This is a genomic window from Ktedonobacter racemifer DSM 44963 (assembly GCF_000178855.1).
Lineage (GTDB): Bacteria > Chloroflexota > Ktedonobacteria > Ktedonobacterales > Ktedonobacteraceae > Ktedonobacter > Ktedonobacter racemifer.
Window position 1 is genome coordinate 3157607 of the sequence record NZ_ADVG01000001.1, and the last position, 24511, is coordinate 3182117.

A 24511-nucleotide genomic window follows, 5' to 3' on the forward strand; every position below is an offset into this window, starting at 1 on the left:
GCCCCAAATGTGCTATACTATAAACGTAGGCAGGATCAAATTTTCTAAATCCCCTCCTAAACCTGTAAGAGCTGCAACTGATACACAGTCGTTATACACCAGCACTTCATTCCGATATCGCCATCTGGCTATGTCTTGATTTTTTCTGGGTGAGGATGTTTTATGCAACTAGGCAATATCAAAACAGTCAACATCGTCGAGCAGATGACGGGAGCCTATCTCGACTACTCGATGAGTGTCATTGTAAGCCGCGCGCTCCCCGATGTACGCGATGGTTTAAAACCCGTGCATCGACGCATTCTCTATGCCATGGAGCAGATGGGGCTACAATCCAACAGAACGTATCGCAAATGCGCTGGTACCGTGGGCGAGGTGCTTAAAAGCTACCACCCTCATGGCGATGCCTCTGTCTATGAAGCTCTGGTGCGTATGGCTCAGCCCTGGTCGATGCGCTATCCCCTCGTCCTGGGTCAGGGCAACTTTGGCTCGCAAGACGATGATCCACCCGCCGCCATGCGCTATACCGAAGCTAAAATGGCGGCCATTGCCGATGAGCTTCTACGCGATATCGATAAGGATACCGTCGATTTCGTTCCCAACTACGATAACCAGGCCAAGGAGCCGGTGGTGTTTCCAGCTCGCTTGCCCAATCTGCTGCTCAATGGTACAACGGGCATCGCGGTGGGTATGGCGACCAATATACCACCTCATAACCTCCACGAGATCTGTGATGGCATTATCCACCTGATTGAGAATCCAGAAGCCACAACCGAAGACCTGGCGCGTATCGTACGCGGCCCCGACTTCCCAACCGGTGGTCTCATTCAGGGACGCGAAGGCATCCGCAATACCTATGCCAACGGTCGAGGTCGCATCGTGATCCGTGCTCGCACCCATATCGAAGAGAACGAGCGCGGACGTGCCAGCATTATCACCACCGAGCTTCCCTACCAGGTCAATAAGGCCGACCTGGTCAAGAAGATCGCTGAACTGGCTCGCGATAAGAGAATTGAGGGTATCTCTGAGGTGCGCGACGAGTCGGACCGCCAGGGGATGCGCATGGTTGTCGAACTCAAGCGTGACGCCAATCCACGCAGCATTCTCAACTCTCTCTTTAAATATACGGCCATGCAGAGCTCTTTTAATACAAACATGCTGGCCCTGGTCGACTCGCAGCCGCAAACCCTGACGCTCAAGAAGTTTTTACAGCACTACATTACCCATCGCGAGCAGGTCATCACCAGGCGTACCCAGTTTGAGCTACGCAAGGCCGAGGCACGCAAGCACATCTTAGAGGGCTTGAAGATCGCCATGGATAACCTGGACGAGGTTATCAATATTATTCGCGGCTCACGGCGCGAGACGGCTGGCCTGGCCGAAGAACTGCAACAAACCTTCGGCTTCTCAAACGAGCAGGCACGCGCGGTGCTGGATATGCGCCTCGCCAGCCTGGCCGCCTTACAGCGCCAGAAGGTAGAGGATGAGCTCAGGGATGTCTTGCAGCATATCGACTACTACCACAAGCTCCTGAGCGATATCAACGAGATTCGCGGCATCATCATGGCGGACCTCAAGGAACTCAAAGAGAAGTTTGGCGATGCTCGCCGCACAGAAATCGAGGAGGGCGAGGTCCGCGACTTCAAGGACGAGGACCTGATTCCTAACGAAGAGGTCGTGGTAACCCTGACCGAGAAGGGCTATATCAAGCGCCTGCCTTCTGGAACCTATCGCGCGCAGCGTCGCGGTGGACGAGGCGTCACTGGCATGGCGACACGCGAGGACGATACGGTTCGCCACCTGCTCGTTCCACATACGCATGATAGCCTGCTCTTCTTCACGGATCGGGGTCGCGTCTTCCAGTTACGCGTCTATGAGCTGCCCGATACCAGTCGCACGGCTCGTGGCGAGCATCTGATCAATTTGATCTCGATTGAACAGCGTGAGCGCGTCACTGCTATTGTCTACGTCCCCAAGGGACACACCCATGACTTCCTGGTCGTCGCCACCAAGAAAGGCGAGGTCAAGAAGACCGCGATGAGTGATTTCGAGGTCGTCCGCCGCTCAGGTCTGATTGCCATGAACCTGGAGGATGACGATGAACTGATCGGCGCCAAGCTCGTTGGCCCCGAGGCAGACGTCTTGCTGATCACCTTGCATGGCCACGCTATTCGCTTTGGCGTTGACCAGCTCCGCTCTGCCTCGCGCACCAGTGGTGGCGTACGCGGCATCCGCCTGACAGACGACGATACCGTTGTCTCCCTAAACGCGGTCATTCCTGGAGGCGAGTTGCTGGTCGTTACCGAACACGGCTATGGCAAACGCACCCCCATCGATGAGTATCCCACCTACAATCGTGGTGGTAGCGGCGTGCTGACCTCCAAGGTCACTGAGAAGACCGGCAAGGTTGCCTCGGCTCGCATGGTCACTGAAGAGGATAACGACCTGATGCTCATCTCGGCCAGCGGCGTGGTTATCCGTACCGATGTAAGCCTGGTCCGCCAGGCAGGTCGCGCCACTCAGGGCGTCACTCTGATGAACCTCGCCGAAGATGATAAGGTCGTCGCCGTCGCTGTAGCCAACGGCAAGAAGACCGATGACGAGGAAAAGGCCGAGGCCGAAGTGGTCGAGGGTGAGGAGACAGCCATAACTGAGGTTGAAGAGGTAATCCCCGACGCAATCGAGGAGGACGAGGAGACCTCAGACGAAGGCGAGAACGCCTAAGCCTAAAAATAAAAAGCTGAAAGAAGACAGAGAGTTGGCCGGGTCGCTCACGAGCGACCCGGCCAACTCTCTGTCTTCTTTCAGCATACATATGTTTATGGGTTCATACGCAGCGCTTTGAGGTGCGTGCTCCGGCGCAATTTCTGCCCCTGGCGGATCTTCTGGGCGGCGGATCGATCTTTCTGCGCCTCCTGGGCGATCAAGGGGAAAGAGCGGTGAAACTCCTCGGAAAACTTCCTGGCCTGCTCCTCCGAAAGATCAGCCCGCATCTCATATGAACGTGCCAAAATCTCGCGTTTGACCTCGTCTTCAGCATCGAATGCAAGCAAAAAGGCCAGGGTAAAATCGGGCTTGCCCTGCTCGGCATATATATCGGCACATGTTAGCGCATCCGCGCCCTGTGCAAGTTGTTGCTGCGCCTGCTCGCGAAAGACATCTTTCAACAGGCTCGCATATTGTTCGGCAAATGAAACAGACATCACTGGCTCCTGGACTATGAGGGATAAAACCTTCTTCCTCGTATCCTACCACACAGGAACAAGCCTCAACATATAGACACACATCATTTTATCTGCTTGCTACATTCCTCACAGAGACCATATATCTTTTAACAGGCCAATAGAAGCGGGGGAAAGTGATCTATGAGGCTTATCCGCTTTAGCGGACACAAGGGATTGAGGCGCAGTGAGACGAGTAGTTCCCACGCCCCACGCAGCTATAGAGACCCGTTTTGTTCAGGGCAGAAGGCCAGACACCTGCTCGCATGGTATCAGGCCGCGCGCGAAGTTGTCCTGCTCTATCTGGCCCTGCATGTCGCGTTTTTTGTCGGCACATGCTATAGTCTCCTGTACACCCTGGCAGACTTCTCCTGGTGAGCAGCATCATGGCCAGTACTGGCTCACGCCTGGGAGCATTGGGACAGTCTGCACTATGAACACATTACGATCCAGGGCTATAGTCAGATCGAACATTCGGCCTTCTTTCCACTCTATCCCCTCTTGATCCGGTTGACACTACCCATTATTCCCTCGCCCTACCTCGCGGGCACGGTCATCTCGCACCTCGCCTGGTTCGTGCTGCTGATGGTATTCTATCGCCTCGTGCAGGAGGATTTTGTATTCGCATCTACCCCTGGACTGGCACGACGTAGTATTCTCTATCTCTCGCTCTTCCCCACGGCCTTCTTCTGGCGATTTCCCCCTCCAGTCCTTTCCACGCTATCTGCTCATGGATTTCCCGGCTTTCATTATCCTGGCGAACATCGGACAGTGCCGTGCCTTTCACTTACACTACCTGCTTATCTCAGGCTACCTGCTCTTCCTCCTCCTCACCCAGTTTGTCACCGGCCATTGGATCACATAAGCTCTGTGCCTCGAATCGCTGCGCCTCGGGTCGCTACGCGAGCCCTCCAGGGTAAGGGTGTATACGTGGAAAATGGCCTTGCCATTTTCCACGTATACACCCTTACCTTGAGCGCCGCAGGCGCGAAAATGCTGCAAAGCAGGTGCCTTTCACGGTAGAATTTGCTATAATAGCCCCAATCGTATGTATGTGGAGGAGCAGGAGCCATTATGTCAGAACAATTTCGAGCCTTACAAGGATTTAGAGATGTCTTGCCAGACGAGCAACCCTACTGGCAGTATGTAGAGATGGTCGCCCAGGAGATCGCAGAGCTATTTGGCTATCGCCGCATCGAGACCCCGCTATTGGAGGAGACTTCGCTCTTCCGGCGCACCTCTGGCGAGAGCTCTGATATCGTCTCAAAAGAGATGTATAGCTTTGACGACCGCGCCGACAAAGAGGGCCGCAGCCAGAACCTCTCGCTGCGCCCGGAGGGCACGGCGGGCGTTGTGCGCGCCTACCTGGAGCATGGCATGTCGAGGCTGCCTCAGCCAGTCAAGCTCTACTATCTAAGCGAGCCTATGTTCCGCCGTGATCGGCCACAGGCTGGGCGCTACCGCGAGCACCACCAGTTTGGCTGCGAGGCACTCGGCGAGAACGATCCAGTTCTGGATGCAGAGATGATCGCCTTGCTCTACCAATTCTATACTCGCCTGGGCCTCAAACAGATCAACGTCCAGGTCAACAGCATTGGTGATCCAGAGGGCCGTCCCCAATACATCGAGAAGCTCAGAGAGTACTATCGCCCCCTGCTCGATACGTGTTGCGCGGACTGCAAAGTGCGCTTTGAGAAGAACCCACTGCGCCTGCTTGATTGTAAAGAGCCGCAGGACCAGGCCAAAATCGCCAACGCGCCCAAGACCATTGATCACCTGAGCGAGAGCGCGCAACAGCATTTCGCCGCCTTGCGCCGCTACCTGGAGGCTTACGGAGTCCCCTACGAGATCAATCCTCTCCTGGTACGCGGCCTGGACTACTATAGCCACACGGTGTTTGAGTTTATCTCGGAGTTTGACAGTAAGCTCTCCATCAATGGTGGTGGGCGCTACGATGGCCTGGCCGAGCTCCTGGGTGGAGCACATGTGCCCGGTATTGGCTTTGGCGCGGGCATTGAGCGCACCATCCTGGAGATGAAGCGCCAGGGGATTGAGCCACCCGCCGAGAAGAAGGCCCAGGTCTTCGTCGTCTACTTCGACCGCACAGAAGAGCTCAAGGACGCGGCGGTCCACGTCACAGCGCGCCTGCGTAAGGCCGGCCTACGTACCGAGATGAGCTACGGCGACCGCAGCCGCAAGGCCCAGATGAAGCAGGCCAACAACTCACAGGCCGAGTACGCCATCCTCATTATCGCCGACGAGCTGGCGAATGGCGTCATCACCATCAAGGATATGCGCGCCGAGGGTGAGGATATCGATAGCAAACAGACACAGGTCCGCTTAGATGAGCTGGAAGCCTACTTCCAGCAGCGTGAGCATGCCACGGTATAATCTCTTAGAGAGAACAAGAGAGGGGCATCGCGGTATCGCGATGCCCCTCTCTTGTTCTCTCTAACTAACTATCGCGCGATCCACACCTTTACATCATTGGTATTGCTTCCACCTTCGCCCATGTTGTCGCCCGTAGCAATATATTTGCCATCGGGAGACCAGGCCATGCAGCGAATAAAGTCAGCGTTACCGCCATATGTGTAGAGTAAGGCATCCTTCTGCGCATCAAAGAGCTTTACACCCTTACCAGCTGCGGCCACCATCTTGCCATCTGGCGACCAGGCCACAGATGAGATACCCAGTCCAACCTGTTCACTATACTTCAGGGGATTAGCGCCATTTGTGGCATCAATGCTCTCCAGTGTGCCATTTGCGAAGCCGATAAGCAGGCGTTTGGCATCAGTTGGAGACCAGGCCAGTGCAGCGTAAGGACCACTAAGCTTATACACTTCCTGCCCATACTTCGCATCCCACACACGCACAGTACTATCGTACGCGGACGAGGCAATGTACTTGCCATCCGGCGACCAGGCAATCTTGTTCACAGCGTCGGTGTGACCAATAAATTTGGTCTTGATCTGCTGTGTTGCTACATCCCAGGTGACCATGGACTCATTTGCCGATGTCCCATTGTGAAAGGGGTTAGCAGCGACGATCTCTTTGCCATCTGGCGACCAGGCAAAGTCATAAATCATAACGCCACCGCTCAGAGGCGCATAGCTATTGAGGTACTTACCACTACCAGTAGCGGTACTGGCAACGGGAACGCCTGGGTAGGTTAGCTTATGAAGTATCGTCTTTGTCGCAGGGTCCCAAATCAGAATCTGACCCCCAAATGTCGAAGCAACATATCTCCCATCGGGTGACCACTTCACCGCCAGGATACTTCCACTAAACTGACTTCCTTGATTAGAGTCAAGTACAACGCTATTTTTTCCGGTCGTGGCATCCCAAAGAACAACATTCAGGCTGGCGGAGGCGATACGCTTACTATTCTTCGACCAGGCCAGGTCGTAAAAGCCATCCATCTGCCCATTCGCACGGCCATTCCAGGTGTAAACTACCTTCCCCACGTTCTTGCTCAATTTGATAGGTAAGTTGGTGGTAGAGGGCTTACCACTGGCGATGGTTGGCGTCGCCGTGGCTGTAACTCCCAACTGCGGTCCTGAAGCCGAATTTGTATTTTTTATACGCGCGGCATTAAAGAGTAGCACCATACTGCCCACGACTAGCACAATCACACAGGCAGCGGCAATCAGCCCGATACGCTGTTGCCATGTGCGCCTTTCGAATAAGTTCGTCACGTTCTTTGGCTGTTTGTCTGCTCGATTCATAACTGCGTTCCTCGCATTCGGGCGCGCCTGGCGCCCAGGCCTCCTGGCCTGTTTCGCAGCAGCAATCATTGCGATACGTTCCCAGGCATGCTGAAGCGATTGCTCATCCTCATCAGCTATAGCCCGGGGTGCCCCCTGGCGATACATGAGTTGCAGATCCGCGACCAGTCTCTCGTCCGGGCTGTGCGCATTGCTCAACAGATGCGATTGCTCGCGTGATGAGCCAGCGAAGTGTTCGATCTGCGCATCTACGTCCTCGGGTGTAAATTGGTTATTATGTTCCGTCATGGTAAGCCACCTCAGTGTTTCTCGTAGGTAGAGCGCAATAGATTAAGCGTACGCGAGAGCAGCATTCGCACAGCCCCTTCTTGCTTTCCGAGCATACGTGCGATATCCGCACTGCGCAAGCCATTGACGAAGCGCAGATGGAGCAGCTTCTGCTGCAACTCTGGTAGTCTCTGGACGTGTGCCTGTAAGCGCTGATACTCTTCGCTGCGTTCGGCCAGCCAGGCCGGTGCGAACTCTTCATCCTCTAGAAGTTCATCCTGAACCTCTTCAAGCGTCAACATCTGCCGTTTGCGCGCCGCTGAACGATAGTGATCAGCGACTTTGTTGTGCGCGACACGCCAGAGCCACTGGCGCTGCTGACCCGGTGCGAGACCTTGAAATGTAGAGTTTTCCATGGCCGCTACAAAAACGTCCACCAGAATATCCTCCGCATCTTCGCGCAAAGGTAGATGCAAACGCAGGTAGGTAAAGAGCGCCTGTGCGTACTGCTGATAGAGACTGGATGTGAGTGAGTCTACATTCTCATCCGTGAATAATGATTGCCGCATTTTTAATTCCTATGTCTCTGTGGAGTGTTGTCCGTGCACGAACTTATCCATTCATAACTATCGGGAAGGCGCGGAAAACGTCACATCCTGTTGAGAAATAGAAAAAAGTCCTCTGCATGGCGTTATGCAACACCAGACAGAGGACCGCATTTGCTCACGCGAGCAAGTCTATTGCTTAGCGATAGCGATAGTCGTTCCCGTTAAAGCCCTGGTTGTCATCGGGCTTCTCGGGCTTTTTCTCGCCCTCTTCCTCTTCGGGCTCGTAGGGCGAGAACTCAATGGGCACCCGGTAGCCCCCGGTTGTGCGCTCGGCTTTATAGCCACGATTGCTCTCCTCGGAGGATGTGGGTGTGCCTGTCGCTCCAGGAGCCGCACCTGGGGCTGGCGTCAACAGGTCATTGGAGATGGCCTTAAAGAGGCGATCTATGCGATCCCAGCGCACAGGATAAGAATCGGCGTAAAACTTCTCTTGCCCCTCGTTGTCGTAGATATACAGCGTATAATCCTGGTCGGCATAGTGATAGTCCACGACGGTATAGGGGATGCGCACCAGTTCCACAACCTGGAGCGTGGGGCGCGACTGCGTCTGGGGATCGATACCCGGCTTGTCCTGGCGCTGCTCCGCGTTGATCATCTCCACCGCAGAGCGCCACACGTCGTTTGGTACCTCGTCAGGGGGGGCATCGGCGTAGAGCGGCTCCGTGATTTCGGCGCTATAGACCAGGTCGCCATGAGATTTCTCCAGGTATTGCGAGGGGATAACACTCTCTCCCACGATACGCGCTTGCGTACGAAGGTCAAAGCTACGCACAATCTCACGATGGCGTACCAGTTTCCCTGTGCCCGCGCAATTGTTGCAGAGTGCCATACGCGCGCCTTCACAGACATCACAGACCCGCTTGCCATTGCCACAGGTGCAGGGCATTTCGCCCTTGACGCAATCCGGGCAGGGGATAACAGGACCTTTGCTCGCGGGGTCGGTATCCATGGGATTGGGAACAGGCACGCCCTGCTGGCGAATCCCATCCAGCGCATCGGAGAACTTGCCACTAACTGAACGCATCAGCGTATCGGCCTGGCGCTGGAAGAAGGGCTTCTTCTCGCCACCGGGTGTAACATCAGAGATATAGCCACGCCCACGGCAGGTTGTGCAACGCTTCTTGGTACGCCCCTTACACTCGGGGCAGACGATCCAGCCACGCCCATTGCAGTTCGAGCAGAGCACATGCCCTGTACTATTGCAGTTGGTACAGGAGACCACCTCGTCGAGATCGTTCAAGCGTGTGCGTGTCAGCGGGGCTTTTAAGCCCACCACATCTGCCAACTGGTAGTCCCAGACTGGCAGCAAGGGCCGCGGCATACCAACGTTGCGTCCCTGATATGGCTCGTTGACAATCTCCATAGTGCGGGTCTCCCAGCGCGTCTCCAGCGTGACTTCCCAGACCTCATCGGTGCGCAGGGAACGCACCTCCATATAGGTGCCCAGTTCGCGCGCGACGCGCCAGTTCTGGTTACTCCACATGTTAGCAAGTTGACGAATACGGTGCTCTTCAACGCTTGAGGGTTGATGAGGCATAGGTGTCGTCTGTGACTGCTGCCAGTAGCCACCAGCCCGGTCAACAACGCGCTTGATACGCTGCTGAGCCTCGTTCGCTCCCTGCACCACCAGGCGCTTGATATCCTCAATACGCTTATCTAAATCATCGGAAGATCCCTGAAACCCATCTTTTTGTTCGTGGGTATGCGGATCGTAGTTATAGTTGTCGTTTTCGCGATACTCGTCGCCCATGGGTCGAAGCCTCCAGTCTGGCTGTGCTCACATTGTAGAGGATCTTTGTAGCTGCTTCTGAGCTTATCCACGACCATTTATAGCAATACATCTCGCTCTATACGCAAACATTCTTGTCGAACGGGATCAATAATTATTGCGTTGCGGTCATCACTATCTTATACGCCCCAATGTGAGGAGGGTTGTAATCTCAATAGTCGATGGAGAAAGTGTATGGGGGCGAACGGGCATAGCCCGTTCGCCCCCATACACTTTCTCCATCGACTATAAAAGGGGAGTCAGGCGCTCCTGCGCAGGCACGCCGGTTACTTCGACATCGTGTTCGTGAATGAGGAGATCGACCTCGCTTCTGACGCCGAACTCGGGGAGGTAGATGCCGGGCTCAATGGAGCAACAGGTGCCGGCGAGCAGGGCACGCGAGTCCATGGTCTCGAAGTTGTCATTGTTGGCGCCATCGCCATGGTCCATGGTAGTAATGTTGTGGCCGGTGCGATGCACAAAGTAGTCGCCATAGCCTGCCTTCGCGATGACGTTGCGCGCCACATCGTCGACCTCACGCCCCTCGACACGCGTGCCTGCTACCAGACGTTCCCGAATAAAGGCGATGGCGGAGTCACGGGCCTGGCGCACGACCTCAAAGACCTCGCGCTGCTTCTGGGGAATCTCGTCCTCGCTCCCAGCAAAGGCCATCCAGGTGTAATCACCAAAGACAGCATCCTCTTCGCCCTCTAGCGTACCCCAGAAGTCCAGCAAGAGCAGGTCACCACGGCGGATAGGGCTGCTGTGCTCTTCACCTGGTGCATAATGCGGATTGCTGGCATTGCCATTCACTGCGACGATGGGATAACTACCATTGAGCTGGATGCCCATGGAGCGCATCAAGGCGACAAAGCGCTGCTGCACCGCATACTCATGCAGCTCGCGACCGGCGCGTAGATCCTGACCCAACTCTGCGAGCAGTTGATCTTTGGCGGCGATCAGGCGACGGCCCACCTCGCGATGTCCACGCACCTGCGCCTCCGTCAGACGCGCCACAAAGTACTGCGCCAGGTCTGCCGAGCTGACCACCTCGACGCCGCAGGCACGCACCATTTCAATCGTTCCAGCATCGACACGCGAGATATACGGGATGGCGTTGCGCGGAGAGTACTCCATCGCGATGCGTCCGCCCTTTGGCAGAAGCGCTCCCAGGTGCGTCTCTAGCTCCTGCCAGGTCCGAAACACAAGCCGCTTTCCCGGCAGTGAGCGCAGCACATGCGACTCCACCGAGCTGATGCAGGCCGTGGGTTCGCCCTGCGCGGGAATAAAATAGAACCAGCGTCGTGAGTAGAACTCGCGCGTGGAGAGCGAGAGCACCTTATAGGCAATCGGGTTGGAGCCGCGAAAATCATAAAAGAGCCACCCCGCCAATCCTTCCACCTGTAATGCTTGCTGTATCTGTGCTAAAACCATATTCAACCTTCCTCGTAGTAACCCGGAGAATATCAATACTCTCCTTCACTATACTATAAATATGGGCGAGATTTCGTCAAGGAGCGCCCATGATGCCAGAACTGTTCCGCCTCTTAGCGCACAGTGCGTTGCGGTTGGATGAGCGTAAAAAATACCTGATGGCATAGGCGTTTGTCGAGCCAGGGCTACCCCCGGGCCGTATTACTACAAGCTAGAACTGAGAAGTGTCTATGAAGCAGTATCCTTCGGATCATACGCAATTCGATTCACAACTACAGCAGACACCACGGCCTCACATACAAGCCTTCAGCAGGCAAACGCAGCCTCATATACAAGCCTTCAGCAGGCAAACGCAGCCTCACCAGTTCAAACACCCTTCAGTGTTTAATTTTGAGCTTACGCCTCCACAAAAGCAAGCCTCCAGACGATACAAAAAAAACCATATCGGCTCGTATGTCTTTTTAACCTTCTTTCTGCTTGCTATACTCATCAGCGTGGCTGGCTATTTTCAGCTTGGCAACCCGCTACAGGCTCAGTTGGCAAAGTTTCTTCGCCCCGTCAATAAGGCTGCGAGTATTGAGGGCCATGCCTGGAACTTTCTCCTCCTGGGGAGCGATAATGATGCCAAATACACTTTCCCCCAGGTACTAACGCAGGTTGTGATAGTCGTACGCGTGGATCCCATACACAATCATGTTACGATGCTCTCACTCCCACGTGACTCCTGGGTCTGGGTGCCAGAAGCCAATGGAATGTATAAGCTTGACCAGGCCTTCTACCTGGGTACACAGCATGCCAATCGCTTCGAAGATGGTGTCCTTCTGACAGAGAAAACGCTTGCGGAAGACTATGGTATCAAAATTGATCGCTACGCCTGGATCGGTCTAGATGGCTTTGCTAAGCTCATCAATACCATGGGAGGAATCGATATCGAGGCGCACCACCCCATTGTGGATGATGCCTATCCCGATGATACCAGACAGCAGGCCGATCCAGACAAGGCCTACAACAATGCTTACAATTACACTCGCCTCTATCTGCCACCCGGGCCACAACATCTCTCGGGAGCCGAGGCGCTCAAGTATGTACGCTCGCGGCATGGCGACCTGGTTGGAGATTTTGGCCGCAACCAACGCCAGCAGCAGGTGCTGGAGGCATTACGCCAGAAGTTGACCCTGACCAATGTCATTACACATTTCGCCAGCCTTCTCAATGATATGCAGGGTGACACCTATACTGACCTGGACACAGGCGAACTACTCAACCTGGCCAATTTTGCGCGCACCCTCGATACACACACGATTGAGCATATCACGCTTGGGCCAGGGCAGAATGAGCAAGACTATGGAACAGCACAAGAGATCTATGACGCCACAACTGATACCACACAGGCGGTGATACTCCCAGAATGCGCGGCGCTCCAGCCACTCCTCAATCACGTCTTTGCCCTGGATGCCAGTACCCATAGCTGCAACGTCCAGGATCGCAATTCTGACACCGAATACACGCCTCTGCCGACAAGCACCTCTGAGCCAGACGCAACATCAACCATCACGCCTCTCCCCACAAGCACCTCTGAGCCAGACGCAACATCAACCATCACGCCTCTCCCAACACAGCCCTCCCAACCTCCTGATGGACCATAGTCCAAGCCAGCTTGGGCCCTACAACGCTTCTAGCACTCACCAGCTAAGTCAGTGAAGGACGGGCGCGGGTGAATGCCCGCGCCCGTCCTTCACTGACTTAGCTCATAAGCGCCGCAGGCGCGAAAGATTGAGACACCCGATGGATGTGCTAGAATGAAGAAACATAAAGCAGAGACCGAATATGAAATAAGAGAAGTGCGCCACAGATATAGCGAGGAACAGACCAGCCCTTCTCTTGTTAGAGCATAAAGGATAGAACCTTGATTGAGCAGCAGTTTGGCGACCTACACTACCTGCGATTTGAACTTTTTACCCCCTATCCCAATCTAATCCATGGTGTTTTTACGCGCGCGGGCGGCGTGAGTGAGGCCCCCTTTACCGGACTCAATACCTCCACACCAGTTCTCAGCACACTACGCGACTCTGTGGAGAGCGTTATCCAGAATCGCCAACTAGTCTTGCAAGCAATGAATATGGAGGGCCGGCCCTGTGTGACGCTCTGGCAGGTCCACGAAGCAGATATTCATACGTTTACCTACCAGGACCCCTGGCGTACCGACTGGGGCCAGGTCTCCTACTATCGACCAGGCTGGGCACCTGAGACGATTCGCAAGGGCGATGGCGTCATTACCCATGAACAAGGTGTAGGCCTGGCCATGTCGTTCGCGGACTGCACGCCTCTTGTCTTTTATGATCCCGTCAAACAGGTCACCGGCATCGCACACGGGGGCTGGCGCGGCACAGCACGAGGCATCGGACCCGCGACGATTGAGGCTATGCGCGAGCGCTTTGGCTGCCAGCCAGAAGACATCCTCGCAGGTATCGGACCCACGATTGGCACATGTTGCTACGAGGTCTCTGAACAGGTACGCGCAATTTTTATGGGTCGCGAATTATTCGATGTTGCACCTACAGATCCCCAATATCGTAAGCTTGTCCGCGAGTCGGCGACCTTTAGCACAGTCGATGTGCAGGGTCGCGAGAGCCTGCGTCTCGATTTGCAAGAGACGCACCGCCGCCAGCTACTCCTGGCTGGCCTGCTTGAGGAGCATATTGAGGCGGCAAACCTCTGTACCAGTTGCCACGTTGAGCGCTTTTTCTCACACCGCAAGGAGCAGGGGAAAACCGGGCGCTTCGCGGTCTTCATCGCGCTTCAAGGAGAGTAAGGTGTCAGCAATACGCGCTCGCCCGCATTGCTGACACCTTACGCAAGAAAAAATCTTTCTGATAGAACCAGGAGTACAACTCAAACGTAATTGACATATATACACTGACTATCCATTTCAAGAGGAAAGGCTGAAAGCGGTCATCGTGATAGAGCATCAAGCATCCGATCAACAAATAGCAGAGATGAGCGCCAACATCAAGCATGTGCGTGAAAGAATCGCAGAAGCGGCACACACCGCTCAACGCGAGCCCTCAGAGGTTACCCTGGTGGCGGTCTCCAAAACGAAACCTCTAGAAATGATACAGATAGCATATAATCTAGGTATAAGGCATTTTGGCGAGAATCGTGTGCAGGAAGCCCTAAGCAAAATAGAAGTCTTTCATCCAGCAGACCTGATCTGGCATATGATTGGACATCTGCAAACGAATAAAGCGCGCAAAGTCGTGAGTGCATTTGATATTGTACAGAGTGTAGATAGCCTGCATCTCGCCAGGACGCTTGACCGCCTGCTGGCAGAGGAGGCGACAGATCAAGAACCTGGTCGTCTGCCGATCTTGCTAGAGGTCAACGTGGCGAGCGAGGCCAGCAAGACTGGAGTCACGCTCACTGATATCCCTGATCTGGCGCGCCAGGTCGCAACCTTGCCGCACCTGGAGATACGTGGCCTGATGACGGTCGCGCCACAGGTCGAGGACCTAGAAGAGGTTCGCCCTGTCTTCCGCGCCTTACACGAGGCACGCGATCATCTGCGCGACGAGATTCTGGGTCCAACCTGTACTGAACTCTCTATGGGCATGACCAATGACTATGTCATCGCAATAGAGGAAGGAGCCACCATTGTTCGCATTGGACGGGCAATCTTTGGCGCCCGAGCATACACGTAAAGGAGGCTCGCAGTGAACTTTGAGAGTATATTGTTTAGTCGTCGTACACGCCAGAATCATGCCCTTGAGCATGCGACTATTACCATCCTGAGCCAACGCATTCCTGAGCTAAACGTGGCCGCCCATTCCAATCCTAATGGCTTCATCGTCTTTGGTGATGTCGACCTTGGAGAGCTTCGCCGCGCGGCTGATGAGGCCCTGCATCGCCTGCAAGCGGGCGAGAAAGAACTAGCAATCCATCCCAATTGCGGAACCAATCTCTCTGTAGGCATCTCGCTGGTCACGCTGGGAACCCTGCTTGGTATGGCCGCCAGCGAACGCCGCACGCGCCTGGCAACCGCCGCGGTCTCCTCACTTGCTGGCTGGGCCGCCGCCCGTCCGGTTGGTGAATATGTCCAACGCCACTTCACAACGCTACCCGAGTTACAGGGTGTGCGCGTGACAAGCATTACTCGTCGCCAGGTAATGGGCTTCACACTGATCGATGTTCGTACAGTCCAGGAGTAAATAGTATATGTTACCTTTTCCCATTCTTAACATCATCGTCCAATATGGCATCGGCTTTCTGCTCCTCTCGATGTTGATACGCGCCGTCGCCTCGTGGTTCGGCCTTGATGAGCGCAACGCCTTCATCCGCTTCTTCGTCAAGGTGACCGATCCCTTTATTGTGCCTATTCGCCGCTATGTCAAACCTATTGGGATGTTCGACATCTCATTCATCCTGGCCTGGTTCTTGCTCTACATTATCCAGATCCTGTTGCTACAGGCGCTTCCCCCCAACTGGTAACCGCAACGGTCAGGAAGGTGCACTCTATGCAGGTGCCGGTTCGGGTTATTCCCCGCAGCAACAGAAATACACTTGAATGGGAAGAGGGAGCGATCAAGGCGCGTCTCACCGCTCCCCCGGTGGATGGGGCAGCCAATGCCGCCTTGATCGCACTGCTTGCAGAGACACTATCGCTGCCCAAACGCGCCATCACACTTATACGCGGAACAACTGGGCGACAAAAGATCGTTGAAATTGAAGGCCTGGAGCAGGTAGAGATCATCCAACGCCTCTCAGCCTCTTCGCAGAAAAAACAGTAATATTGCCTCTGGGTAAAGGTATGAGGGTGGCATGGGCAAATGCCCATGCCACCCTCATACCTTTACCCAGAGGCAAATCACGGAATAATCAATACTAGGAGTTTACCAGGAACTTTCCAACTCCCGATTGATTCTCCATATGGGTAAGGCCATGCGCATCGACGTAGAGGATCACCACCTCTTTATCGACCGGGTTACCATCCTGGCCTAATGAGACTTGCCCGCTCACGCCCTGGACGGCATTGCCGCCATTGATGTTGAGTAACGCCTGACGTATATCATCGCCAGAGAAGGTTTTCTTACCCGCACTTACCACATTTCCTGCTGCCTTGATCAGCGTGAGCGTCGCATCATAGCCCAGCATGACATTATACGATGGGCGTGAAAAGCCGTAACCTCCCTTATGCTGCTGATGCGGGTCAAAAATGGCGCTATACTCGCCAAAGAAGCCTGGCTTCTGTTTACCATAGCCCAACACCTCCCACTCATCGGGATAGGCAAAGGACGTAAAACGCAGGCGATCAAAGCCAGCACTACTGCTACTATTACCATATCCTCCCAGGTTATAGAGGGCATCTCCACCCAGGATCTTGGTATTGGCAAATTTGCTATTAGCCGCGACCTGGTTCATAAGCAAAGCCACGTCGCCCGAGTAGCCCGAGAAGTAGATCACGTCGGGGACCGTCGACTCATTGGCTAGATTCTGGAGTTGCGAGGTTACTGATGCCTGGTCGCCCTTGGTATACTGATAGGGACCCATCACGTTGCCGTTGAGCTTCTGGTACGCTTGCGTGAAGGCATCCGCGAGGCTACGGCTATAGGCATCGCTCTGGTCCTCGAAGACCGCCACATTCTTCGCCTGCAACTTATTCAGCGCATACTGCGCCCCTACCTGTCCCTGCACACTATCGGGTGGAGCGACGCGGAAGAAGTAGGGCGAAGCTCCCGTCAGGTCATCGCTCGAAGCGGTAGACGAGAGCATGGGAATTTTGGCCGCGCTCAAGACGCCAATCGCGTTCTGAGCGTAACCGCTGTAGGGCCATCCCATGACCCCGATGAGGGTCTTATCCGTTTGCGAGAATTGCACAATCTGCCTGGCCGCCTGAGCGACATTCGTTGAGGAGGAGCCTGCGTTGGCGATCAACACGCGCACCAGCGTCCCATTGAGTTTCGCGCCATTATTGGCGTTAAACTCCTTCTGTACCACATACGCGCCCTGCAAGGCATCACGACCAGCCTGGACGACATCTTTATTCTGCCCCGTCAGGGTCGCGCCAATCACGAGCGTCACATAGGGCGAGCCCGAGTTCATTACATGCTGGTTCTCCAGGTAGATCAAGGCCTCGGCATCATTGGTGTCCTGAGCCAGTGCCGAGTGCAGCAATGACTGGGCTGTAGAGGAATCACCACTCTTGAGTTTTTGCGCTGCCTGCACCTTCAAATTACCATCAGGTCGGTTGGTATCGAAGGCCACCGTGCCATCGCTTAAACCGATAAGTTCGTTGTTAATTTGCTGCACACCGATGCCATTGGACTTGACCTCAGCGGTTTGTGTCGCGACTGGCAAGGCTGTGGGGCTACTCGTTGACAAGTTGGCCGAGTTCCCTTTAAAGAGAAAGGGCGTGATAAAGATGACCAGCAGGATCAGGACCACGACCCCAACCAGGATAGCCAGCCCGCGTCCCAGGCCACTCCCAGAGCGACGCTGTGGAGGAGGAGGCACCACCCTGGGTGGTGGAAACGTAGGCTGCGCCCCCTGCTGCTGTCCACGATTTTGGATTGGAGGTGACGGAGGAGTTGCAGGCGCGGGCGTCGTGCTCACCGCGGGCATGGTCATCGAACCCGATGTCGAGAACATATACATGCTCGTATCAGGCGTCATGTTAAAGCGATCGCGCAAGATTTGCTCAATGCGCTGGCGCATCTCGGCAGCGCTCTGAAAACGCTTGGACGGATCAATTGTCAAGGCCTTTGTTAGCAACTGCTCCGTCTCGGGTGAGACCTGCGGATTGACCGACCGCGCTAGCGGATAGCTAAAGGGGCCATAATTGCGCGGATCGCGGTTCGTTAAGAGATGGTGCATGGTCGCCGTCAGGGCATAGAGGTCTGAGCGCGCATCGGCTTTCCCCTGATACTGCTCAGGTGGAGCATATCCTGGCGTTCCCAGGGCCGCGGTCTGCTTTTTCGCGTTTTTCGCCGCGTCGGCGCGCGCAATACCAAAGTCCACCAGGTGGGCGCGCTTATCCTTGCTGCCAATAATGATATTGGCGGGCTTGATATCGCGATGCACAATCGGCGGCGTCTGCTGCCCCAGGTAATCCAGAATATCCAGCACCTGCACGGCATAGGTCAGAACCTCGCGTTCAGGCATGGCCTTACCCAGTCGGTCGATATGCGTCTCTAGATTCTCGCCAGGCGCATACTCCTGAACCATGAAGTAGCGCGTCCCCTCCTGAAAGCTATCTGTCACGGTGGGGATCAATGGATGGTCGAGATTGGCCAGGGTATCTACTTCGCGCTCAAAGTTGCGTACATCTTCCTGGAATTGCACCGGGTCTTTACTATCGGAGACCAGCTCTTTGATGACGACACGCTTATTAGAGACGCGTGTATCTTTCGCCAGGACAGCGGTCCCCATACCACCACTCCCCAGCACCTGCTCGACGACATAGCGACCATTCTGGAGCCTCGCGTTGGGGATGAGAGAACCGGAGCTTGCCAGACCGCCACCTGTCGTAGGGGCAGTACTGACAATCGTCGCGGTGTTCGACGTCCCTCCACTACTCACAGAACTGGGCGCGGAGGAATCGAGGTAGCCACCACAATTGCTACAAAAACTCTCGCCGGGAACATTATCCGTACCACAAAAAGGACATTTCATGGAATTCTGCCTACCACTTTGCAAATGAACGCGGGGCATTTACTGCTCCCGCGAGCTGTAATAAGAACGTCCTGTGATAATCTTGCTTGAATACAATCTTGAAATATCTTCTCCCCCGCATCACCACGACCCAGAACGATAACATATACATAATACACGCAAACTTGCCCTCAGCGTCAAATGAAGAGGTCTTATCGCTGCTTAAGGGCCAAGAGGCTCCTCTCTCCTATTTAAGAGAGAAACGCCCCTCGATTCCACTCTCCATCTGAATATAACCATCATTTGAAACATGCAAAATCACAACGGCCTTATCCACCGGATCACCGTTAGGGCCAAAGCTAATCTGTCCACTTACTCCTTGAAAGGCATGAGAGCCACTGATCTGGGCCAGGCCATTCTTCAGGTCAACCGGAGTGATCTGCGTCTTGCCCGTCTTCAAGATATTCTCCGCCCCCTTCAGCAGCGCCGTCATCGCATCATATGAGAGCATAACATCGCTGGTTGGACGTGTATATCCATAGACTGACGGTGGGGGATTGCGGCTGGGATTATACGTCGCGCTATAAGCCGCGAAAAAGCCTGGGGTCTGATCTTCCTTGCCAAGCACCGACCACTCATCCGGGTAGGCCAGCGCGGTAAAGCGCAGCCGGCTAAAGCCAGCACGCGCACTAGAGGTGTAGCCATTAAGCTCATAGAGCGCATCGCCACCCATAACCTGGATATTTCCCAAGGGCAGGTTCAGTAGGAGAACGTTCACATCAGCCGAGTGTCCCGCGAAGTAGATCACATCGGGGTGTGTCGCCAGCACCCCTGGCAAAGCCTTTATAATCGATGCTCCGTCGCCAGTAGTATAACGTGCCTCGGTGGCAAGCTTATTTCCATCACTTTGCCACTGGCGCTCAAAGTCTTGCGCCAGGCTCTGACTATAGGATTCAGCCACGTCCACAAACACCGCCACGCTCTTCGCGTGCAGCGTGTTCGCTACATACCTGGCGCCCGCGATAGCCTCCGCCTTGTTCGTTGGGGCAACGCGGAAGAAATAGGGCGAGATCCCGGTGAGCTGGTCACTGGTTGCGGTCGGTGAGAGAAGAGGGATATGCGCCTCACCCAATAGCTGCGCACCGCCGACCGCGCGCGAGCTAAAGGGCCAGCCCATGACTCCAACCACCGTCTTGTCGCTTGCCACGATGTTCTTGATACGCTCGACTACCTGATTAACATACGTCGATTTACTGCCAGAGTTCGCAAGAAGTAGACGCACCTTGAGGCCCCCGCTCAGCTTAGCGCCATCGTTAAACTCCTTTTGCGCCAGGTAGGCCCCCTGGAGATTATCACGTCCCGCTCCCACCGATGAGCCATCACCCGAGAGCATAGTCGCGACAACCAAGGTGATATGAGGAACCGTCGCGACGTGCTGGTTCTCCAGGTAGATCAACGGCTCGGCATCTGAAGTAACTTGCGCCGCGGCCTGGCTCCAGAGAGAGGTCGCGCCACCAATATCCCCCTGACGATAACGCTCCGCGGCCTGCGTCATCAAGCTTCCATTGGCCCGCCCTGTATCAAAGCTATAGCTTCCATCGCTCACACCAATCAATTCATTGCCTATTTGCGTCACGCCCATACCGGCTTTATTCGGCTCCGTGGTCGTATGTTTACCCTGTAGCAAGCCCTGGTAGAAAAACACACCCCCACCAATCAAGAGGCAGACAAGCAAGAGGAGCAGCAAGAAAAGCCACCAGGGCTGGCGACGGCGAGGCTGCGACTGTGGACCCGCCCAGCCTGGCGCTGCTAATGATTGTGGCGTATAGGGGGGAGGGCCATATACAGGTGGCAGGACAGGCGGCGTGACACTTGTTCCCCCCTGTGGCACCATGCGCACTGTCGGTGGGATCGCACCAGAAGCGCTCTGACCCACTGGCACTAGCCCACCACTCTGACCCACTGGTGGTGTACCTACCGTAGTAGGCGCCGAATAAGCTGGCAACGAACTTGAAGAGGTCGCACCATAGTGACCCAGGCTATCCGAGACACCAAAGCGTTGCTGTAGAATCGAGACAAAGTCCTGACGAAGTGCAGTGGCGCTCTGGTAGCGCTGCGTCATATCGTTGAGCAGCGCCCGCGTCAATACGCGCTCAATATCAGGCGAGAGCTGTGGATTCAGGGTTCGTACAGGCGGATAGCTAAACGGCGCGTGGTGCCGGGGATCACGATTTGTGAGCAAATGGTGTAGCGTAGCCCCCAACGCATACAGATCAGAACGGGGATCGGCGTTCCCCTGATACTGCTCTGGAGGTGCATACCCAGGTGTTCCCAGCGCGGTCGTTTGCTTACGCTGGGCGTTACGCATCACCTCCGCGCGTGCGATGCCGAAATCTACTAGGTACGCCTTCTTATCTTTACTCCCGATTATGATGTTGGCGGGCTTGATGTCACGATGCACGATGGGGGGCGTCTGCTGGCTCAGATAATCGAGCACATCCAGTACCTCCAACGCATAAATCAAGACATCGCGCTCTTTTAATGGCTGGTTCAGACGCGTAATCCGTTCCTCCAGCGTCTCCCCTTCCACGTACTCCTGAACCATAAAATAGCGCGATCCTTCTTGAAAGTGATCGGTCACATTGGGAATAAGCGGATGATCTATATGCGCAAGCATCGCCACTTCGCGCTTGAAATTGCGCACGTCATCCTGAAAGCGGGCATCATCCGTCGAATCTGAAATAAGCTCTTTAATCACGACCGGTTTATCATCCAGGCGATTGTCCGTCGCCTGGGCTGCCGCCCCCATGCCTCCCTCGCCCAGCACTTTCTTGACGAGATAACGCCCGCCCTGTAGCCGCATACCCGGCAATAACGTATGAGCGACGGTGGAAAACCCGCCAGAAGCAGGGACAGTGGGCGCATCTGAGGTAGAGGATTGCGTTTGCAACCGTTGACCACATGCGCTACAGAAACGTGTTTCCTCACGCACAGGTGCTTTACAATTTGGACATTCAGTCATACCTGGCAGTTTCCTCCCTGACCAATCTTTGAGGGCTTTTTACTTTATGCCAACGCACCTATTTTCATAAAATCGCACTTAAGCCAATAAAATAAAAAATCGCTACTAAAGCCTTTGTTGTTTCTCTCAATCTATATACGTATTCTGTTTTACAAAGTTTAGCAGGAATATTTAATATAAGTAAAGAGGAGGGATGGGCATGTGGTGGGGCAATTGCCCCACCACATGCCCATCCCTCCTCTTTACTTATAGCTATCTCCCCACTCCTTGAAATGCGCTAGAGGTGCTGGCATCGCAGAGAGATAATGCCAGGCGCAAAATGATTGGCTTTTTGCAGATACTCCTCTTCGTTCGCTTCAATCATCAGTTTGTGCATTACCACGACATCGCCATCGGGGAGGGGTTCAGTTGGCTGCAAACACAACTCCATAATCGCGCAGCCTCGCTCATAGACCTTTACCAGGCCGCCAGAGCCAGGTATACGGTAAATGCGGCTATCATACGATGGACTCGATACCTCGAGATAGCCACATTTTATGAGCTGTTGATACTGGCCCTCTGAGAGCATCTCCTGGAGCAGGGCCTTCGCTCTGCTCTCAGCCGAGAGATGCTCGCTTACTGTCTCGCGTAAACGTCCCACCCGTCCGTCAGGCGACTGCGACAGGTAATAGATCGCTAGTAGGAGAAACAGCAGCCAGATGCCGAGAAACAAACTCAGCGTTTCCAACATAAGCAGTTCTCTCCTCACCCACCGACGACACGCGGCACGAGAACGATCTGCTCTGCGGTATGGTCAAACTTATCAATACGCTCTACAGGACCTGACTCGACAACTTTGAATGCAGTTGCGCCACGTACACGCGCTTCTTCGAAGATGCGTTCCGCCTCATGTACGGCAGCCAACGCTTCGGGATCATTCGCTTCAACTTTTTTGGGGTCCCACATGATGCGATCATCACCACGACGAGACATGATCCTTAGCATACCCACAGTCGGTCTCCTTCTCCTGATGAAAAGCAAGTACAGTACCGCGCATTTTTCCTGGCATTTGCTGCTGACTTCGTATGCGGAAACCAACCCCCATTCGGGGACCACCTGAAGGTGGCACGGCAAGCGCGCTCAGGTTTCCTAATAGACAGTGCCAAGAAACACGATGGGATAACTTGAGAATAACACGCGAAATACCACGCGTCAAGGGTTTCTCCAGCAATCTCTCCTCTTTCGCCTTTTGTCTACCCAATAACGAAAACGTGCCAATTCACGCCCTCAAATTTCCCTTCACCTCTATTATAAATCCTCTCCCCATAGCAATTAGGCATGGTAGTGTGATGCGGATTGGCAGCCTGTCGCTGCCAATCCGCATCACACTACCAAACATAACGAGCGCCGCAGACGTGAGGGGTCAAGCACATCCTCGCTCAGGATAAGACGATAGGCAGGCGCGCCAACAACGCGCATCGCCCACCAGCGCGCTCCTCCTGAGTCAAGACGCCACCATGCTGCTCTATAATCAAGCGCGCAATGGCGAGGGCACGTAGCGTTTCGGAAGCGAAAACACCCTTCTCACTCTCTTGGGCCTCCTGGTGATCTCCCAGTGGACCCTCTAACTCCAGGTGCAGCCAGCGCCCATTTTCCTCTTGTCTATCTTCCTCAATTGGTGTTTCGCTCTCAGCCTCCACAGAGGCTAGCAGAAGCAACTGATCTTGGGATCGGGCCTGTGCCACGAGATAAGAGAAAAAGTTGCGCAGAACCTGCTGAAGACGGATGGGATCGGCATATATAGGCGGCAGATCCGCCAGCTGTGTGCTAACCTGGATCTCCGCATCTTCAAGCGTCAACTCCAGATCTTCAAGCGCATTCGTCACTAGCTCGGAAAGGTGTGTTACCTGTTTGCGAAACTGCAATTGGCCAGTGTTGGCGCGCCCCAGCAGGAGTAGATCCTCAAGCAAGGCATATAAATATTCACTTCCTACACGGGCACGTTGCATAAACTCACGCTGCTGCTCGCTTAACTCGCCACCTACTCCACTTAACGAGAGATCCAGGTATCCATTTATCGCGTTCAAGGGAGAGCGTAACTCATGCGCGAGCCTGGAAAGGAAGCGTACCTCACCCTCTTGCTGGTGTCGCTGCGAGGCGAGAAGCGCGAGCGCCGTGGCGGCCAATTCCCCCAGGCGCGCACCTACAGTGATCTCATCACCTACCAGGCGCCGAGTGTACCTCAAGGCCAGCAAGCCTTGAAGCCGTCCGCGTGCCTCTAAAGGGAAGACGCCGAGCGTCTTCTCCTGGCTTCCCTTCACCAGGCCGGTCACGGGTTTGCTCAGTGCTACCGCTCGCGATAGCAGCTCTTCTTCAGCCATCAGACACGCTGCCCGCTTGGCTGATAAGACCTCAACCCTGACCGATGGAGCGCTGGTAGTGCTCTCGGCGGCCACCAGGGTTGCCAGAAACGAAGGGTGTGCCTGTCCATCAAGGCCATAACCATAGATATACAAATGAGCCTGTTCACAATCTACCAGGGACTGCGCCTCGCGCAGAATTGCCTCGTAGATAGGCTCAGGCTCACTTTCGGTATTGATCACACGGGTCAGGCGCGCCAATCCCGCCGACAGTTTCCCCTCATACTCAGTAGAAATAGGCGTCGTCATACTTTATCCTGAAACTAATCGACACACAAACATATGCCATAACATGGGCTTTTCACAGTATATCATTGTGCGTCCAGCCATCAGGATTATGCTTTGTCGCATATAGTTAATAAAGTGCGGTGGTGAGCTGGCATAGCCAGCTCACCACCGCACTTTATTAACTATATGCGGCACCGC

Annotated in this window: 20 protein-coding genes; 10 read left to right on the forward strand and 10 right to left on the reverse strand. The window is 54.7% G+C overall.

Going from position 1 to position 24511, the window contains the following annotated elements:
• The first annotated feature begins 162 nt into the window (after positions 1-162).
• Positions 163-2721, forward strand: coding sequence for a DNA gyrase subunit A (gene gyrA, locus KRAC_RS13400; protein WP_007907769.1), 2559 nt, complete (start codon positions 163-165; stop codon positions 2719-2721).
• A 95-nt stretch (positions 2722-2816) separates the two neighbouring features.
• Here gyrA and KRAC_RS13405 read toward each other — a convergent pair whose 3' ends face one another.
• A complete protein-coding gene (locus KRAC_RS13405; protein WP_007907771.1) occupies positions 2817-3200 on the reverse strand; it encodes a hypothetical protein in 384 nt (127 codons plus the stop codon).
• Between the two features lie 162 nt (positions 3201-3362).
• On the opposite strand from KRAC_RS13405, the gene KRAC_RS13410 reads away from it, so the two are divergent.
• The 3 genes from KRAC_RS13410 to hisS all read left to right on the forward strand — a co-directional run bounded on the left by KRAC_RS13410 (position 3363) and on the right by hisS (position 5609).
• Complete coding sequence (locus KRAC_RS13410; protein ID WP_007907773.1) at positions 3363-3596, forward strand: hypothetical protein; 234 nt, start codon at positions 3363-3365, stop codon at positions 3594-3596.
• Positions 3597-3834: 238 nt separating this feature from the next.
• Positions 3835-4083, forward strand: a complete 249-nt coding sequence (locus KRAC_RS13415; RefSeq protein WP_007907775.1) for a hypothetical protein — start codon at positions 3835-3837, stop codon at positions 4081-4083.
• A 209-nt stretch (positions 4084-4292) separates the two neighbouring features.
• Positions 4293-5609 carry a histidine--tRNA ligase gene (gene hisS, locus KRAC_RS13420; protein WP_007907776.1) on the forward strand — a complete coding sequence of 439 codons (1317 nt, stop codon included), beginning with the start codon at positions 4293-4295 and terminating at the stop codon, positions 5607-5609.
• 68 nt (positions 5610-5677) lie between these two features.
• Here hisS and KRAC_RS13425 read toward each other — a convergent pair whose 3' ends face one another.
• From KRAC_RS13425 to KRAC_RS13440, 4 genes are all read right to left on the reverse strand, one after another.
• Positions 5678-7231 carry a WD40 repeat domain-containing protein gene (locus tag KRAC_RS13425; RefSeq protein WP_007907777.1) on the reverse strand — a complete coding sequence of 518 codons (1554 nt, stop codon included), beginning with the start codon at positions 7229-7231 and terminating at the stop codon, positions 5678-5680.
• A gap of 11 nt (positions 7232-7242) precedes the next feature.
• A complete protein-coding gene (locus KRAC_RS13430; RefSeq protein WP_007907780.1) occupies positions 7243-7779 on the reverse strand; it encodes an RNA polymerase sigma factor in 537 nt (178 codons plus the stop codon).
• A 175-nt stretch (positions 7780-7954) separates the two neighbouring features.
• A complete protein-coding gene (locus tag KRAC_RS13435) occupies positions 7955-9568 on the reverse strand; it encodes a DnaJ-like cysteine-rich domain-containing protein (protein ID WP_007907782.1) in 1614 nt (537 codons plus the stop codon).
• Between the two features lie 264 nt (positions 9569-9832).
• The gene (locus KRAC_RS13440; RefSeq protein WP_007907783.1) at positions 9833-11020 is read right to left on the reverse strand and encodes a M24 family metallopeptidase; all 1188 of its coding nucleotides are present in this window, start codon (positions 11018-11020) and stop codon (positions 9833-9835) included.
• A gap of 230 nt (positions 11021-11250) precedes the next feature.
• Between KRAC_RS13440 and KRAC_RS61470 the strand changes: the two genes are divergently transcribed.
• The 6 genes from KRAC_RS61470 (at position 11251) to KRAC_RS13470 (ending at position 15804) form a co-directional block, all read left to right on the forward strand.
• On the forward strand, positions 11251-12666 hold the full coding sequence (locus KRAC_RS61470; RefSeq protein ID WP_007907786.1) for an LCP family protein: 1416 nt from the start codon (positions 11251-11253) through the stop codon (positions 12664-12666).
• Positions 12667-12926: 260 nt separating this feature from the next.
• On the forward strand, positions 12927-13832 hold the full coding sequence (gene pgeF, locus KRAC_RS13450; protein ID WP_007907787.1) for a peptidoglycan editing factor PgeF: 906 nt from the start codon (positions 12927-12929) through the stop codon (positions 13830-13832).
• Between the two features lie 145 nt (positions 13833-13977).
• Entirely contained in the window at positions 13978-14718 is a 741-nt protein-coding gene (locus tag KRAC_RS13455) for a YggS family pyridoxal phosphate-dependent enzyme (protein ID WP_211221272.1), read from the forward strand.
• A gap of 12 nt (positions 14719-14730) precedes the next feature.
• On the forward strand, positions 14731-15225 hold the full coding sequence (locus tag KRAC_RS61475) for a DUF6391 domain-containing protein (protein WP_007907791.1): 495 nt from the start codon (positions 14731-14733) through the stop codon (positions 15223-15225).
• A 7-nt stretch (positions 15226-15232) separates the two neighbouring features.
• The gene (locus tag KRAC_RS13465; RefSeq protein WP_007907793.1) at positions 15233-15505 is read left to right on the forward strand and encodes a YggT family protein; all 273 of its coding nucleotides are present in this window, start codon (positions 15233-15235) and stop codon (positions 15503-15505) included.
• A 26-nt stretch (positions 15506-15531) separates the two neighbouring features.
• Entirely contained in the window at positions 15532-15804 is a 273-nt protein-coding gene (locus KRAC_RS13470; RefSeq protein ID WP_007907795.1) for a DUF167 domain-containing protein, read from the forward strand.
• A gap of 94 nt (positions 15805-15898) precedes the next feature.
• Here the strand turns inward: KRAC_RS13470 and KRAC_RS61480 are convergent, their stop codons facing one another.
• The 5 genes from KRAC_RS61480 to KRAC_RS13495 form a co-directional block, all read right to left on the reverse strand.
• The gene (locus KRAC_RS61480; RefSeq protein WP_052568204.1) at positions 15899-18685 is read right to left on the reverse strand and encodes a protein kinase domain-containing protein; all 2787 of its coding nucleotides are present in this window, start codon (positions 18683-18685) and stop codon (positions 15899-15901) included.
• A gap of 226 nt (positions 18686-18911) precedes the next feature.
• Positions 18912-21686 carry a protein kinase domain-containing protein gene (locus tag KRAC_RS61485; protein WP_007907800.1) on the reverse strand — a complete coding sequence of 925 codons (2775 nt, stop codon included), beginning with the start codon at positions 21684-21686 and terminating at the stop codon, positions 18912-18914.
• A gap of 277 nt (positions 21687-21963) precedes the next feature.
• A complete protein-coding gene (locus tag KRAC_RS61490) occupies positions 21964-22416 on the reverse strand; it encodes a hypothetical protein (RefSeq protein ID WP_007907802.1) in 453 nt (150 codons plus the stop codon).
• Positions 22417-22430: 14 nt separating this feature from the next.
• Positions 22431-22670, reverse strand: a complete 240-nt coding sequence (locus KRAC_RS13490) for a hypothetical protein (RefSeq protein ID WP_236037995.1) — start codon at positions 22668-22670, stop codon at positions 22431-22433.
• Between the two features lie 434 nt (positions 22671-23104).
• Positions 23105-24334: a sensor histidine kinase gene (locus tag KRAC_RS13495; RefSeq protein ID WP_007907806.1), complete on the reverse strand. Its 1230-nt coding sequence runs from the start codon at positions 24332-24334 to the stop codon at positions 23105-23107.
• Positions 24335-24511 lie beyond the last annotated feature (177 nt).

What these genes read in the sequence shown, in the direction of transcription:
- KRAC_RS61480 (WP_052568204.1), bottom strand. Translation starts at nt 18,685, where the DNA reads ATGAAATGTCCTTTTTGTGGTACGGATAATGTTCCCGGCGAGAGTTTT.
- KRAC_RS61470 (WP_007907786.1), top strand. Translation starts at nt 11,251, where the DNA reads ATGAAGCAGTATCCTTCGGATCATACGCAATTCGATTCACAACTACAG.
- KRAC_RS13425 (WP_007907777.1), bottom strand. Translation starts at nt 7,231, where the DNA reads ATGACGGAACATAATAACCAATTTACACCCGAGGACGTAGATGCGCAG.
- KRAC_RS13470 (WP_007907795.1), top strand. Translation starts at nt 15,532, where the DNA reads ATGCAGGTGCCGGTTCGGGTTATTCCCCGCAGCAACAGAAATACACTT.
- KRAC_RS61490 (WP_007907802.1), bottom strand. Translation starts at nt 22,416, where the DNA reads ATGTTGGAAACGCTGAGTTTGTTTCTCGGCATCTGGCTGCTGTTTCTC.
- hisS (WP_007907776.1), top strand. Translation starts at nt 4,293, where the DNA reads ATGTCAGAACAATTTCGAGCCTTACAAGGATTTAGAGATGTCTTGCCA.
- KRAC_RS13495 (WP_007907806.1), bottom strand. Translation starts at nt 24,334, where the DNA reads ATGACGACGCCTATTTCTACTGAGTATGAGGGGAAACTGTCGGCGGGA.
- KRAC_RS13405 (WP_007907771.1), bottom strand. Translation starts at nt 3,200, where the DNA reads ATGTCTGTTTCATTTGCCGAACAATATGCGAGCCTGTTGAAAGATGTC.
- KRAC_RS13440 (WP_007907783.1), bottom strand. Translation starts at nt 11,020, where the DNA reads ATGGTTTTAGCACAGATACAGCAAGCATTACAGGTGGAAGGATTGGCG.
- KRAC_RS13490 (WP_236037995.1), bottom strand. Translation starts at nt 22,670, where the DNA reads ATGCTAAGGATCATGTCTCGTCGTGGTGATGATCGCATCATGTGGGAC.
- KRAC_RS13410 (WP_007907773.1), top strand. Translation starts at nt 3,363, where the DNA reads ATGAGGCTTATCCGCTTTAGCGGACACAAGGGATTGAGGCGCAGTGAG.
- KRAC_RS13435 (WP_007907782.1), bottom strand. Translation starts at nt 9,568, where the DNA reads ATGGGCGACGAGTATCGCGAAAACGACAACTATAACTACGATCCGCAT.
- gyrA (WP_007907769.1), top strand. Translation starts at nt 163, where the DNA reads ATGCAACTAGGCAATATCAAAACAGTCAACATCGTCGAGCAGATGACG.
- KRAC_RS61485 (WP_007907800.1), bottom strand. Translation starts at nt 21,686, where the DNA reads ATGACTGAATGTCCAAATTGTAAAGCACCTGTGCGTGAGGAAACACGT.
- KRAC_RS13430 (WP_007907780.1), bottom strand. Translation starts at nt 7,779, where the DNA reads ATGCGGCAATCATTATTCACGGATGAGAATGTAGACTCACTCACATCC.
- KRAC_RS13465 (WP_007907793.1), top strand. Translation starts at nt 15,233, where the DNA reads ATGTTACCTTTTCCCATTCTTAACATCATCGTCCAATATGGCATCGGC.